General features: G+C 63.5%; 10 protein-coding genes. 1 reads left to right on the plus strand and 9 read right to left on the minus strand.

All coding sequences use genetic code 11. From position 1 onward, the window contains the following. Positions 1–50: 50 nt before the first annotated feature. From pgaD to M5B42_RS08075, 7 genes are all read right to left on the minus strand, one after another. Positions 51–554: a poly-beta-1,6-N-acetyl-D-glucosamine biosynthesis protein PgaD gene (pgaD, locus tag M5B42_RS08045; RefSeq protein ID WP_248745483.1), complete on the minus strand. Its 504-nt coding sequence runs from the start codon at positions 552–554 to the stop codon at positions 51–53. After that, positions 551–1,906, minus strand: coding sequence for a poly-beta-1,6-N-acetyl-D-glucosamine synthase (gene pgaC, locus M5B42_RS08050; RefSeq protein WP_248745484.1), 1,356 nt, complete (start codon positions 1,904–1,906; stop codon positions 551–553). The genes pgaD and pgaC overlap by 4 nt, the downstream gene beginning before the upstream one ends. A gap of 3 nt (positions 1,907–1,909) precedes the next feature. Beyond that, a complete protein-coding gene (gene pgaB, locus M5B42_RS08055) occupies positions 1,910–3,907 on the minus strand; it encodes a poly-beta-1,6-N-acetyl-D-glucosamine N-deacetylase PgaB (protein ID WP_152741807.1) in 1,998 nt (665 codons plus the stop codon). 12 nt (positions 3,908–3,919) lie between these two features. Then, entirely contained in the window at positions 3,920–6,400 is a 2,481-nt protein-coding gene (pgaA, locus tag M5B42_RS08060) for a poly-beta-1,6 N-acetyl-D-glucosamine export porin PgaA (protein ID WP_248745485.1), read from the minus strand. Positions 6,401–6,582: 182 nt separating this feature from the next. Continuing rightward, positions 6,583–8,892 carry a CHASE2 domain-containing protein gene (locus M5B42_RS08065; RefSeq protein ID WP_248745486.1) on the minus strand — a complete coding sequence of 770 codons (2,310 nt, stop codon included), beginning with the start codon at positions 8,890–8,892 and terminating at the stop codon, positions 6,583–6,585. 18 nt (positions 8,893–8,910) lie between these two features. After that, entirely contained in the window at positions 8,911–9,903 is a 993-nt protein-coding gene (locus M5B42_RS08070; RefSeq protein WP_248745487.1) for a FecR domain-containing protein, read from the minus strand. Between the two features lie 327 nt (positions 9,904–10,230). Continuing rightward, complete coding sequence (locus tag M5B42_RS08075; protein WP_248745488.1) at positions 10,231–10,482, minus strand: hypothetical protein; 252 nt, start codon at positions 10,480–10,482, stop codon at positions 10,231–10,233. A gap of 235 nt (positions 10,483–10,717) precedes the next feature. On the opposite strand from M5B42_RS08075, the gene M5B42_RS08080 reads away from it, so the two are divergent. Continuing rightward, positions 10,718–11,431 (plus strand): response regulator transcription factor, encoded by a 714-nt coding sequence (locus M5B42_RS08080; RefSeq protein ID WP_103496026.1) that lies wholly within the window; start codon positions 10,718–10,720, stop codon positions 11,429–11,431. 7 nt (positions 11,432–11,438) lie between these two features. Here M5B42_RS08080 and M5B42_RS08085 read toward each other — a convergent pair whose 3' ends face one another. Together M5B42_RS08085 and M5B42_RS08090 are read right to left on the minus strand one after the other, a co-directional pair. Further along, on the minus strand, positions 11,439–12,953 hold the full coding sequence (locus tag M5B42_RS08085) for a YdgA family protein (protein ID WP_103496027.1): 1,515 nt from the start codon (positions 12,951–12,953) through the stop codon (positions 11,439–11,441). Between the two features lie 276 nt (positions 12,954–13,229). Next, positions 13,230–13,865 carry an NADH:ubiquinone oxidoreductase subunit N gene (locus M5B42_RS08090; RefSeq protein ID WP_103496028.1) on the minus strand — a complete coding sequence of 212 codons (636 nt, stop codon included), beginning with the start codon at positions 13,863–13,865 and terminating at the stop codon, positions 13,230–13,232. Positions 13,866–13,952 lie beyond the last annotated feature (87 nt).

Raw genomic sequence — 13,952 nt, forward strand, 5'->3', positions numbered from 1 at the left:
CGTCCCCGTGCACTAGATAGTTAAGGTTCGGGCCTCACCGCGAACCGGCGCTACAGCGACGGGCGACTGCCGTCATCCTCCGATGGCAGCTGGATGATCGCAGGCGCGGCCAGCGGCTGTTCCTGCGGCTCAACGCGATACAGCGGCGTAATCACTTCAAGCACCCCACCATGCTCATCGTGATGCACGATCATCGTCGCCGACTGGCGCATCCGCGCGAAGTTGTCCTCGCTGAGCTTGAAACTGCGGCTCAAGCCCTCATCCCCGACCACCGGCGCGGGCAAACGGCGCCGACTGAAACCACGGCTCTTGCGCTGCTGATAACGCGCCCAGGCAATCAATACCGCCGCATTCAAGAGGCCGACCCACAGATAAACCTCCAGGGTATTGACGGCGTCGAAGAACGAGATATCGATCCGCGGCCCCGTATGCCCGTCGAACAATGGTATCAACCCCTGGATCAACAGGTACCACAGCCCGACCCAGGCCAGCACGGTCAGGACCACATCCACCAGCACCATGAACGGCCGCTGGCGGGTTCTGATGATTTTCATGACCGCACCTTCTGCTTGTCGTCATCGACGGGCTTGATCCCCCGGTCCGGACTGACCCAGCGCGCCCGCTTGCCGCTCTGGCGGAACAGCACCTGGGGAAAGCTGACCAGGGTGGTGAAGAAGCTGATGAACCAGAACACCAGTGGATACCAGACCACCCAGAACATGATTTTCCACAGGTCTTTTTCGTAGCGGCGGTCGATCAGCACGCTGACCGCGAACTGCCCCAGGCAGACCATTGCCAGCAGCAACCCGGTAAAGGCCGGCGGCACGATGCGGTGCACGGCAATCGAGGCCGGCATTTCGATAAACAGCCCCATGCAGTAGAAGACAATCGACAACAGCAGGGTGAAGGCCCAGCCGGTCGACAGACAGTACTCGAACAACAGCGGCCACAGGTAACGATGGTTCCACTGCCAGATGCCCCGGATGTTCTTGAACAGGACCTCCGCGCCGCCCCGGGCCCAGCGCAACCGCTGTTTCCACAGCCCACGCAGGGTCTCCGGCATGAGGATCCAGCACAGCGCCCGCGGCTCGTAGAAAATGCTCCAGTGATCCAGTTGCAGCTTCCAGCTGATATCGATGTCTTCGGTGATCATGTCCGGGCTCCAGTAGCCCACCCGGTCCAGCGCCGTACGGCGAAAGGCGCAGATCACCCCGGAGATGGTGAAAATCCGCCCGAAGACCCGCTGCGTGCGCTTGATCAAACCGATGATCGAGGAAAATTCACCGACCTGGACCCGTCCGACCAGGGTCGAGCGGGTGCGGATCCGCGGATTGCCGGTGACGGCGCCGAGGCGCACGTTCTGCAACAGCGGCGCCACCAGGTAGGCCGCCGTGTGCGGTGCCAGCAAGGCGTCGCCGTCGATGCACACCAGGTACTCGCTGCGGGCCGCCACGGCGCCCATGCGCAGGGCCACCGCCTTGCCCTGGTTCTGCGCCAGATGAATCACCCGCAAACGTGGGTCGAGCAGTGCCAGGCTGTCGAGCAACGGGCCGGTGTTGTCGCTGGAACCATCATTGATGGCGATCACTTCGATGTTCGGGTAATGCTGGGCCAGCGCGGCCTCGATGGTCTCGGCAACGTTGTCCCCTTCGTTGAAGCAAGGGATCAGGATCGAGATCAGCGGCTCACCCGCCAGCGCCGGGGGCAAGGTATCGGCTTCCCAGGGCCAGTGGCGTTCCCAGTGCAGCCAGAAGTACAAACCGCCGGCCATCCACAAACCCGACATGAACAACGGGTAGAAAAATACGAAGTCCATCAGGAATTGCCCGGTGACCAGAAAAATCACGCCGAGGGGAAACCCCAGGACGAGCGCCAGGACGACCAGAGCCAGGATTCGATCCATCATGATCTAGGGATTCCACTTGTTGGAAAGTGCCGGGCGCACGGCCTGCACAGCCGGGCGGCCATCCAGGAAGTTGTCCGGGTAATAACCAAAACTGCTGGCGCCCTGGCGCTTGAGTCGTCCCATCCAGTCAGCCAGCAGTTCACCGTCGAGGTCCGTCGCCGGCTTCTGCCGCCAGTCCCGGGCCTGCAACTCGAACACCGTGCGGTCAAGCGCTCCCGGGCGTTGCTTGACCTTGCCGACCAGGCCCTCCAGCCAGTCGCCCGCCTGTTTCTCGCTCTGCCCTTCCATCAGCGGCATGGCCATGGGCACGGTCCAGTCGTAGCTGGCGAGGAAGTCGTCGAGGTTCTGGGCGAACCAGGTTTCACTCTGAGGATCGATCACCGGCTCTGTGAACAGGTTGCGCGCTGTCTGTACCTGCGGGCCGCGAATGGCGCGGACCCTCGCGGTGAGTTCGGCGGTGAAATCGATCAGGTAGCGGCTCTTGAACCGCGTCCAGCGTTGCAGTGTCGCCGGATCACCGCGCAGGGCACCGAGGGTGCCCGGCAGGCCATTGGCGGCGTAGGTCCGTAGTGCCTGCGGGCTGGCATCCTCGAAGTCGGACAGCACGGCATCGTCGTGGTAGAGAATGCCGTCGACCGAGGTCAGCCGGGCCACGTCTTCGTAGATCTCACCAATGATCCGCCGTACGTTCGGGTCGAACGGCGACAGGCGCTTGTATTGTTTCGGGTCCACCGAGGCCTGCCCGCTGGCCGGGTCCCAACGCGTCACCCGGGGCAGTTTTTCATCCAGGGCAAAACTCAGCACCGGCATCCAGGCGAAGACCTTGACGTGGGCCCGGGTGTGCAGTTGCCAGGCAACGCGATTGAACAGGTCGGCGCGCATCGGCAGATGGCGGTTGGGGAAGTACAGCGAACGCGCCAGGCCGTCCCCCGCCGGATCGGCGAACGCTTGCAGGAACACGGTATTGGCGCCCATATCCGCCACGTGCTGGACCAGCATGCCGAGGTTGGCTTCCTGCTGGGCCGGGTTCGGGTCGTAGACATTATCCAGGTCGACATGCACCACGCGCATTGGCAAACGGTTCTGCACCGCGACAACAGCACTGGCGTAGTGCGCCCCATCCGGGTCCGCCGCCACCAGCAGGCGCGGGCTGTTCATCAGTTGGTCGAGGCTGTCGATACCGTCGTCCAGGGTCAGCGCGATCTGGTAGCCCTGCTCCTTGATGACTTTCAATGCAGTGCCATCGGCGGTGCCGTAAGGCCAGATCCAGACCCGCGGCGAATAACCGGTGGCCGCACGAATCTTCGCCGAGATGGCCAGCACATCCGCGCGCGTGCGAGCCTCGAAATCGGCCTCGCTTTCATAACGACCGGTCGCCGAATCGTAGCGCCGGGTCGCCGCCGCCGGTTGCAGGTTGCCCTGGGGATTGGCGAGCATGCCGTGATGGTTGGCGTTGGTGTGCGCGACGATTTCCACCAGTCCCGAGGACGCTACTTCCTTGATCTGCGCCCAGTTCAGAAACATGGAGCGCGGGCGCATGTCACCGGCAAAATCCACCGGTTTATCCGCCGGGGTATCCATCCAGACGCCGACCGGGGCCAGCAAGGCCGGCCATTGATAGCTCCTGAGCAGCGGCATCACGCGGGTGTAGAAACTCGCGTAACCGTCATCGAAGGTCAGCAGAATCGCCCTTGGCGGTAACTCGGGCCCACCCTTGCGCGCCGCCAGGATCTGGTCCACGGTCACCGGCCGATAGCCATTCTCCCTGAGCCACGCCAGCTGCTCGAGCAAGCGTTCGGTGCGCACGGCAACCACCGCCTGGTCCGGGTCGCGGTCCTCAATGTCATGGTAGGTCAGGCTGAGAAAATGATTTTTCGGCCAGGGCGCTTCATTGATCGGCACGCTACGCTGCGCGGGCGCGACAAATTCGACCGGCTTCTGGGCACAGGCACCGATCAGCAAGGCTCCCAGCAACAGGATGCAACGCGTGATCCAAGGCATCATCATCCCCTTCTAGAAACGGTAGGTCAGATCGACGGTCAGCCGCACGTCGCGTTCGCGGTCACCGTCATAGGGCCGACTGATCCAGCTCAGGTTGGCTCCGGCCTCCAGCACATCGTTCCAGCTCACCCGCTGGCCATACCCCAGCAGCGCAACGGCACCTGTCGAATAATCGCGCTGGCTGTAGGTCCCGGCACCGACTTGGAATTGCTGGCTCCACTGGGTTTCGTAGCGGCTATAAAGCACATGATTGACGTTCACCGTCGGCAGCACGCTGAAGTCGGACTTGGGATTGAAGTACGGCACGTCTTCGCTCTTGCTGTTGTGGCTGGTGCCGACCTCCAGGCCCAGGTCCACCTGCACATGGGCCGTGCTGTAGATACCTTCGCGTCCGGTAAGCAGGGCCTCGGTACGATTGTTGCCGTCGCTGAAATGCGAGGGCGTGACCGCCAGCTTCCACTCGCGGCTTTCGTCGGCGCGCCAACGCAGGAATGCACTCGCCGAATTGGCGCTGATGTCGCTGTTCAAGGCGCGCAACGGCGTCGCCGCCGACAGCCGTTCGAGGCTGCCGCCGTATTGCCAGTGATCGTTGATATCGAAGGCCGCCGCCAGGCGCGCGCCGAGTTTGTCGCCATAGCCGTAGGACTGGTTGGAGACCTCGGCCTGCAGGGTCATGTCACGGGTCCGATCTTCGATACCAAGCCGCTGCCAGCGCCGTCGGGCATCTCCTTCGGTAAAACGGCCAAAGGCGTAACCGGCCCCGGCGAACAGCCGCCAGTCCTCATTGATCGGCGGGCTGTAGAGCGTGCTTTCAATGCCGTAGTCGCGACTGCCGGTCACCGCACCGGCACCGGCGGCGCCGCCACCAAAACTCTTGCCGGTATAGGCCTCGACCCGCAACTCGGCCATGTCATGGACTTCGCGCAGACGCTCCAGGCGCTGGACCTGCAGGCTCTCGGCAAACCGTGCGGCAACGTCGTCGGTGAGCACATCGAGCTGGCGCCACTCCTGCAACGCCAGGGCGGTGTTGGCCTGCGCCACTTCCAACCCCAGGTCGCGCGGCGCCTCACTTTCGGTTTCCTTGTTCAAGGCCTCGGCACGCCGTGGCCACTCACGGGCCAGGTACATATCGGCCTGGGCCACCCGCAAGCCGACCTCGCCTGGCGCCTGTGCCACCAGCGCCTCCAGACCTTGCTCGCTGGCGGGTAGATCGCCGTTGTGCTGCCCCATCTGCGCCGCCAACTGCTGGGCGTCCAGCCAGGCATCGTTGGGAACACCGCCCGGCACGCCCTTGAGCTGCAATCGCGGCGGTACGGTGAGCGCCAGGGCATCCGCCAACGCGCGGGCTTCTTCCGGCTGGTCGCTTTCAACCAGGGCATAGACCAGCGCCGAGGTATCGCCCGCCTGGTCGATGGGGTCCGCGCTGGGTGCCGCGAGAATCTGCCGATACAACGCCACGGCCTTCTCCGGTTCGCGCACCGCGAGGTAAGCCGAGGCAATCCAGCGCTGGGCATAGGGTGGGATCGTCACCCCTTCATCGATCAGTTTTTGCGCCTCGCTCAGCACCTCGGCATTGCGCGAGCGGGCCTTGAGCGCACCCAGGCGATCGATGCGCCAGTGCACCACATCATCATGGGCCTGCGGGTCCGCGGACCAGGCCGCGAGCAAGCGGTCGTAGTCGGCCAGGGCACGATCGGCGACGACAAAACGTTCCTGTTCGGTTCGGGTCGGCAGCTCGGCCAGGCGGACCCGCTCGGCCGCCAGCTCGCCTTCGAGGCGCCGGGTCGCGGCCGCGTCGATCAGCCCGGGATGCCGCTGGGCCAGGCGCAGGGCCGGCTCCGGCAGGCGCGCGCGCTCCAGGGCGAACAGGTATTCACGCATCACTTCGGGTTTATCCGAAGCCCGGATAAAAGCCTGGTCGTACTCGAACAAAGCATCACTGTTAGCGCCCGAGCGGGTCAGCGCATACCCCAGGGCCATGCGGCGGGCCGGGTCGTTGGGTTGTTTGTCGACCTGTTCCCGCGCCCGGCGCACCGCATCCTGCGGGTCACCGCCATCGGCCTCGGTAATTGCCAGGCCCAGTTGCAGGTCGGCATTCTGCGGTTCGCGCTCCATCGCCTGGCGGTACAGGCGCTCGGCTTCATCCCAGCGTTTCAGGTTGCGATAGGCGCGGGCGACGGCGGTCAGGGCCTGGGTCGGCAAGACCCGCTGGGCACCCTGGGTTTCATAGACACTGACCACTTCGGCGTCCAACCCGGCCCAACTGGCGATCTGCAAGTGATCGCTGATCTGGCCGGCGGATTGTTGCGGGGCGGGCAGTTGGCGCAAGAGCACCAGTGCCGGGGTGTAGCTGCCGTCACGGGCCTGTCGGATAAGCTGGTCGTAGGCGGCATCGGCGAAGGCATTGAGGGGCCAGAGCAACTGGCTGCACAACGCCACTCCCAGCAACGTGTGCAATCTGCCCTCGAGGCAGAGTTGAGCATTACGCGGCATATCGTCCATTTCCCCAGTGACAGCCGGAGTCCAATGCTCCTGCCTGATGCAGACACACAGGGGAGCCTAGCGACAGCAGTCGAACACGCCGCCCGTCTGTCGTTCTCGAAGGGTAGACCAAAAAACAAAAGCCAAGATCGATTCGACCGGTGCCAGCCAAAAAGACCTGGGGCGCCACGTATTCAGTCCTGCCAGAGTGGCAGGCACAGCGTGAACGTCGTGCCCTGGCCCTCGACGCTGACACAGTGAATACGCCCGTCATGCCGGTCGATCACCGCCTTGACCATCGACAGGCCCAGGCCCAGGCCTTCGGTGTTGTCAGGGCCGGCAAAGCGTTTGTACGGCTCAAAAAGCTGCGGCAATGCCGATGCGCTGATGCCTCGCCCCTGATCGCCAATGCTGCAGGTCAGTTCATGCTCCGCTACCGTTACATCGAGGCTTACGATGGTGTCGGAAGGGCTGTACTTGATGGCGTTTTCCAGCAGGTTGAACAGCGCCCGGGTCAGCAGCGAGGCATCGGCCCGCACCAGGCTTTCATCGACCTCGTCGAGCCGATGGCGCAGCTCGATGCCCTTGAGCTGGGCCAAAGGGGCCACCTGGTCGAAGGCATCCAGCACCAGCATGGCGAACAGCACCGGCGCGAAGGTGTAAGCCTCCGACTCGGCCTTCGCCAACTGCACGAAGGCCTCGGTCAGACCCAGGGCCCGGCGCACTTGCTGTTCGATCTGGCGATAGAGCGGCGCATCGTCGTGCTGCGCGCGCTGCACTTCCAGCAGTGCCAGGATCGCCGAGTGCGGCGCCCGCAGGTCATGGGACAGAAAGCGCAACAAGGTCGCCCGTTGCTGCTCGGCCTCACGTGCAAGACTCAGGTCCGCCAGGCTGAACAGCCAGCCGACGGTGACTTCATCTTCCGTTGACCGCAGCGGTGCCAGGTCCAGGTGCAGGGTGCGCTGGCGACTGTCGCGAAATTCCTGGCTCGGCAGTTCGGCCAATGCTGGCCGCACTGGCCCGCCAACACCGGGAAAACCAAGGTCCGCCAGGCAATCGAGCCAATCTTCGCCCACCAGCATGGGTCCCAGCAGGTCACGCGCGCTGCGGTTGGCGAGCAGCACCTGGCCCTGGGTGTCGGTGATCAACGTTGCCACGGGCAGGCATTCCAGGCCGTCGGCCATAAACCGCCGGGTATCGCGGGTGCGCCCGAGGGCCTGTTCCAACGCCTCGATGCGACCTTGCAACACATCACCCTTGGGTACCACGACCCGGCGCCGTTCGGGCAGCACCCTGGGCTCGTCGTTCAGACGGGCCAATTCCCAGCCGAAGTAAGCCAGTACCGCACTCAGGCGCCGCCAGTTCCAGATCAGGTAAGCCAGCAAAAAACCGCTCAGGCTGGCGGCCGGCGACCACCACAGGCCGAACCGCAACAACCCCCAGGCCGCCAGCAGCACCGCCGCCATGCTGCCGAGCGTCAGCCACAACGCATAACGCGCACGCAACAACAGCCCGCCCAGCAGGAGGGCCACCGCCAACACCGACAACAGCATGCCCGGCAGTGGCGCCAGCTCGACAATGCTGCGCTGCTGCAACAGGCCATTGAGCAGGTTCGCCTGGATCTCCACCCCGGCGGTGGTGCCGGCCTGCTCGGACACCGGCGTGACATAGCGATCCCCCAGGCCCGGTGCGGTCGCGCCCACCAGGATCAGCCGATCACGCAACAGCGTCGCTGGCACTTCACCGCGCAGCACGCTGATATAGGGCACGCTGGGGAAGCCGCCAGCCGCCGCGATAAAGGGCACCAAGATGGCGTTCTGCCGTTGCCATCCGTGGAGCTCGGAAACACTTCCGGCACCGGGCATCGGTTGCCGCTCAGCCTCCGGCAGCGCCATCTGATAGGCCAGCCAGGCCAACTGCTCACGGGGCTGGTGGACCGGACCTTCGCGCAGGAATACCCCGCGCACCACGCCGTCGTTATCCGCTTCGACATTGATATGGCCGACCGCCCTGGCGCAACGTCGCAGCGGTTCGATCGGCCCGACTTCGCCCAGCGCCGTGGCAAAGCGCGGCACGCCTTCGCGCAACAGCGGCAAGACCACATTGCCGGCGCGGCACAGGGCCTGGGCCAGGCGCTCGTCGCCGCTGCCCGCAGCCTCCGACTCGCTGAAAATCACATCGAACAGCACACCCCGGGGCTGCACGGCGCTCAAGCGCTCGAGCAGCTCGGCATGCACGCTGCGCGGCCAGGGCCAGCGCCCCAGGGCCTCAAGACTGCGGTCATCGATGGTCACCAGGAGGATCCGTGGATCGACCGGCAAGGGGCTCAGGCGGCTCAACCGGTCATAGAGAAAATGGCTGAACGCCAGGTTCTGGCTCAAGGAGAGCACGGCGGTCAGCGGCAGCAACAACAGGCCCACCAGCAGCCATTCGCGCAACAAACCACGAAACAGCCGTTGTGCCTGCGTCGGCTCGCGTCCCTCGTGCCGTCGCCACAACCTCATGGACGCCGGATACCGCAGCTATTGCTCATGAACCGTCCTGGGCCAGTAGTAGATATCGTAGACCCCAGTCTGGCCCTCAAGTCCCTGCTCGTCGAATGCCGACAGCCGCACATGGTAGAACGCCGCCTGCAAACCACTGAAACGGATATCCGGGGTGCTGGAAAAACGTTCCTGCTTGATATTGAGAAACGCCGCGTCGGTGGCGACCTGCGCGCGATAGCGCCGGGCGCCGTCGAGGGGCTGGAGAAAAAGTTGCCAGATCGGCTTGTCGCCACGCTGGCCGTCCTGCCCGAGCAGGCGTGGAGCCGCCAGCAGGTCGACCGGCTTGAGCTCGCCCTGGTCCTGGATCTTCAGGCCCTGTCGGGCGTTGACCCTGACCGCGGGCTCAGCCGCAACGGGCAGTTTGTCCCGCGCCTTGTTGCCGGGTGCCGGCGACGCTTCGGCGCGACTCACCGCGACCTGGCCGTCGAGCACTTCAACCAGCGACTGACCCTCTTCGCTACGGGTGCGAAAGTGCGTACCGCGCACCCCGAGCACGCCGACCGAGGTGCGAATCTGGAAGCGATCATGTTCGCTGATGCGCTTGATCACATAGGACTCGACCTGACCTTGTTCGAGCTGTATCTGCGGGATCGACTGCGTGTCGTCCAGCTGCAAACGCACCTGCGAGTTGGACGGCAGGACGATCCGCGAACCGTCGCCCAGCACCAGGCTGACAAAGGCATCGCCCGAGGTTCTCACCCCTTCGTGTTCCTCCAGGCTCATCCCTTCTTCCAGCGCCAGCGGCTTGCCCTTGGCATCCAGCTTCCAGGCCTCGCCCGCCAGGTGCAGCACCACCGCCGGAAAAGGCTGCGGACGGCACTGTTGTTCGCGATCAAGGTAAGGCGCGCGCAGGGCCGGTGTGGCCGCCAGGGCAGCGTGGCCGAACAGGCAGAAGACAATGCCGAGCAGCAGGCTCGGACGGGACGGGAGAGCAGGAAAATACGGGTGCGAAAGAAAGCGTTCGCTCATGGGCTTGGCCGCTCAGGCTCTGGAGGGAGCAGGATCGAAGTAAAGGAACGACGGCACACAACCATCCGGGCCCATCATGCCACAGTGCCCCAGTCAGCCTGGCCACACTGTGTTGCTTTGTATGAATGCACACCGGGGCCTGACGGAAAAATGGCCAAGGGAAGGCATCCTGGCTTCCCTTGGCGGCGGTCCGTGTGGATCCGAACCGCCACCCGTCCGTGGGTCGGACTTGCTCCAAAGTGCCCCTTTTAGTGCTGAAGCTACTCTATGGGTAAAACGGCGGTGCTCGGCGAATCTGTCAGATTTGTTCAGAATTGCCCTTGCCGGTCAGAACACCCAGCGCGGCTGCTCCCGTGGGGTGATGACCTCACCGGTGGTCCATAGCGTCGGTGCGGAGAATGGCGCTATCCAGCTGCCCTCGGGCACCACGGGTAAACGGTCGGCAACCAGCGAGGGACGGGCAGCCCCGTAATGGAACAGCCCGACGACAAAACCGAAACCAAGACACAGGCTCAACCCGGACAACAACCCGAGCACCGCCCAGGATGGCAAACCGCTGAAACGAAAGGGACTGCCCATGGATCCTTCTCCTTGACCGTGCAAATCGTTACCCTGCGCCTGCCCCCACAAAGGCCGCGGTACGCCGGGTAAAAGCCATTTGACATCAGCCTAGCCAGCCGTCACCGGTCCTTGAGGAAATCGCCAGAATTGTTCAGATTTGACAGCCGACTTACAGACCTTCGCGTAGGAAATAGCCTGTAGAGTCCCCTTTTGAGAGACACATCCGCCGTTAAGCTAGGAGAACGCTCCAGATATGCGTGTCGCCATACTCGACGACGAACCCGCCGAACTGCGCCGGGTCGAACAGACCCTGGGCCAGATGGCCGGTGTCGGGGAAGCCCCCTGGACCCTGCACGGTTTCGAGCGCGGCGAGGACCTGTTGCGTCAGTTGCGCCGGGAAACCTTCGACCTGCTGATTCTCGACTGGCAGGTGCCGGACCTCAGCGGCCTGGCGCTGTTGCGCTGGACCCGTGAGCACATGGAAGTACCGCCGCCGGTGATCATGCTCACCAGCCGCGATGCCGAGAGCGATATCGTCCTGGCCCTGGGCAGTGGCGCCGACGATTACGTGAGCAAACCGTTCCGCGCCAATGAACTCAAGGCGCGGGTCAATGCGGTACTGCGTCGGCATGCCGGACAGCGCGGCAATACCAGCGAAATCGCCATCTTCAATGATTTGAGTTTCGACGATGCCGAACTGACCGTGACCCGCTCAGGCCGCCCGGTCAACCTGACCGAGCGTGAGTATCGCCTGGCCCGCTGCCTGTTCAGCAACCTCGGGCGGCCGCTGTCGCGCGAGTACCTCTATGAGCGCTTCTGGCCCCATGAGGAAATACTCTCCTCGCGGCCCCTCGATACCCATATCTATCGCCTGCGCAACAAGCTGGGCCTGACCGCCGAACACGGCTGGCAATTGCTGACGATCTACGGCTATGGGTATCGACTGGAAAGCGTCACCTCTGGCTGAACGCCGCTTAAGGCTGCTCGCCGCCGCTCGCACCACCGAACTTGGTCAGCAGCAAGGTGATGAAATCTTCCACCGGCATTTTCTGCCCGTTGAAGTCCACCTGGCCATTGGCGTAGTGCAGCGTCGAGATGATATCGCTGCCTTGCACCGTCGCCATCTCCGTGGACAAGGCCATGGTGCCGGCCATTTCACTGGCCATCGAGGCTTGCTGGGTGATCGCCTTGGGGTCGGTCTGACCCTGGATCTGCGCTTGCAGGCCCGCCAGGTCGGCGATCATCGGCTTGGACAACGACACCTTGGCATCCAGTTGCGAAACCAGTTGCTTGCCCAGTTCCACCGGTGGCAGATCGGTGGAAGACGGGTTGGTCAGGTCCACCACCAGGCTGGCGCGGCTCTCACCGTTGGCGGTCTTGATCGAGAAATTTTCCAGGGCGATCTGCGGCTTGCCGGTCAACACTTGCTTGATGTCCGCTTCGGCCTGGGCCTGCTGGGCCGGGGTCAGTTCCGGAACCGCCGCCTCAGGGTCTTCAGCCCCTGCCGCCTGGGCCTTTTGCAAGGCTTCCAACTGGACCTGGTACAGCTTGATCAGCGATTGCATCGCCGGGAAATCCAGGTTCTTCGCCGTCCAGCTCATCTGGGCGCTGCCCACCGGCTTGTCGTTGTAGTCGATCGAGGCGATGTTATAGGCCAGGCGTCCGGCGAGCACATTGCCCTGCGCTTGCGTCGAGTCTTTCTGCTCGAAGCCCTTGATGGTGACCACCGCCGGCTTGACCCCAAAGCCCAGCTTGGTTTCGCTCAACTCGAGGGTGTTCTGCCCCAGGTAGAAACCCAGGTCGCTCTTGGTCAGGTCGCTGGCCAGGGTCAGGCCGCTCAATTCGACCTGCACCGGCCCCTGCTCAGGGGTGACCGTGGAGACCTTGAGGTTATCCATATAGCCGTTGAGCTTGATCTTGGCCGCCTGGTCGCTGGCGGTCACCGCAAGGTTCAGCCCGGAGAATTTCAGGCTGCTGGTGGCGTTCGGCGCGAAGTCCAGCGGCACCAGTTCGACATTGCCGTCCACCGAACGGTTGTAGCCCAGGGCAACCTGGCCCTTGAGCGGCGCGGCGCCCTTGGCGGCGTCGAACCACTTGGCGGTGGTGTCGTTCTTTTCCAGCTCGTAGTTGCTGTTGACCATCACCGGCGCCAGCTTGAACGCCTTGAGACGCGACCACGGCAACGGCCCGTGCTCGATATGGTCGACGAACAGCAGCTCAAGGTCTTTCTTCTCCGCGCCGGCCTGCAGGTTCTGGAACTTGACGCGGTAGTGCGCGGTGCTGGTGAACAGATGGCGATCAAGCGATACCAGCTCGATCTGCGCGCTGCCGCCGGCACTGGCCAGGGCAGTCTTCAGCTGTTGGTTGGCGTCCTGGATCGAAGTGTTCAGCACCCCTTCCAACTGATTGCCGGTGTACCACGCGCCGACGGTGCTCACCGCACCGACCACCACGACAAAACCTAAAAGCAAGCCCGCTGATTTATTCATGAATTGACCCGATCGATGTCCGTTAAATGGAGAAATGCTGGTCTTCCTGACCCCTGACCGGAGCCGGCTCGACAATGCCCGAAGGGACGCAGGGTAGCATTTGCCGGAGCAGGCCCCAAGGCTTTGCCCGCAAGGCCATTGGCCACCACCTCATCCTACGAACAAAAGCGAAATGACTGACAGCGCAGTACGGGAATCGTGCGTTCGGCAGCGCCTATTGGCGTCCCGCGCACGTTTGCGGCGGATCAACAACCGCCGGGCAGGAACAGCAATGACTCAGGAATACTGGACTTCCATCTCATCCAGTTGATGGTCGAAGGTCTTCAAACGCGCGGTCCAGGTGTACACCAGCACCTCGAAGTCACGGTTGATCACCACGCCGTCCGCCGAGTCATTGCGCGGGTCGCAGACGTCCAGTTGATGCCGCTCACGGGCCATGGCCGTGGCCACATCGGACAATTCGCGGGCATTGGTCAACCAGTGGCGTTCGTCATGGGCCACTTCGCGGTCGAGTTTCAGACATTGAATCTTGAGCATCTCAAGGCTTTTTTCCAGCGGCGTACCGGTGAGTTCGCCCATGACTTCCTGGAAGGTCCGACCGGGTTGCCAGTAGCTGCCCCAGAAATAGCGGTCGAAGACCGTTTCGACCCGGCGCAGGGCGACTTTGGTATCCCAGACCAGCACCAGGGTCTTGCTCTGGGAGAGCTGGCGTTTCTTCACCTGCTGCGCCTGGTAACTGGCCCAGGCCACCACGGCGATGGACATCACCGCGATCAACGCCGTGGCGCTGTCGAGAAAGGCCAGGGCCTTGTCGATCTGGTGCGCCAGCATGACGCCATAGAAGTAGGTCGCCGAAAGCAGGACAAGCGCCACCACCGCACACCAGAAACCAGGAGCATAAGGGTTTTTCATTATTAGAATCCCCATCGGGCCACGCTGACCACGATGGTTAGGATTCACCCAGTGCTCCCCACCAGCGGCGACCAGCCGATAGTTCAA

The organism is Pseudomonas sp. MWU12-2037 (genome assembly GCF_023242345.1).
In the GTDB taxonomy this organism is placed as follows: Bacteria; Pseudomonadota; Gammaproteobacteria; order Pseudomonadales; family Pseudomonadaceae; genus Aquipseudomonas; species Aquipseudomonas gingeri_D.

Coding starts and splice junctions, on each gene's coding strand:
- pgaD (WP_248745483.1), bottom strand. CDS start 554: ATGAAAATCATCAGAACCCGCCAGCGGCCGTTCATGGTGCTGGTGGAT.
- pgaC (WP_248745484.1), bottom strand. CDS start 1,906: ATGATGGATCGAATCCTGGCTCTGGTCGTCCTGGCGCTCGTCCTGGGG.
- pgaB (WP_152741807.1), bottom strand. CDS start 3,907: ATGCCTTGGATCACGCGTTGCATCCTGTTGCTGGGAGCCTTGCTGATC.
- pgaA (WP_248745485.1), bottom strand. CDS start 6,400: ATGCCGCGTAATGCTCAACTCTGCCTCGAGGGCAGATTGCACACGTTG.
- M5B42_RS08065 (WP_248745486.1), bottom strand. CDS start 8,892: ATGAGGTTGTGGCGACGGCACGAGGGACGCGAGCCGACGCAGGCACAA.
- M5B42_RS08070 (WP_248745487.1), bottom strand. CDS start 9,903: ATGAGCGAACGCTTTCTTTCGCACCCGTATTTTCCTGCTCTCCCGTCC.
- M5B42_RS08075 (WP_248745488.1), bottom strand. CDS start 10,482: ATGGGCAGTCCCTTTCGTTTCAGCGGTTTGCCATCCTGGGCGGTGCTC.
- M5B42_RS08080 (WP_103496026.1), top strand. CDS start 10,718: ATGCGTGTCGCCATACTCGACGACGAACCCGCCGAACTGCGCCGGGTC.
- M5B42_RS08085 (WP_103496027.1), bottom strand. CDS start 12,953: ATGAATAAATCAGCGGGCTTGCTTTTAGGTTTTGTCGTGGTGGTCGGT.
- M5B42_RS08090 (WP_103496028.1), bottom strand. CDS start 13,865: ATGAAAAACCCTTATGCTCCTGGTTTCTGGTGTGCGGTGGTGGCGCTT.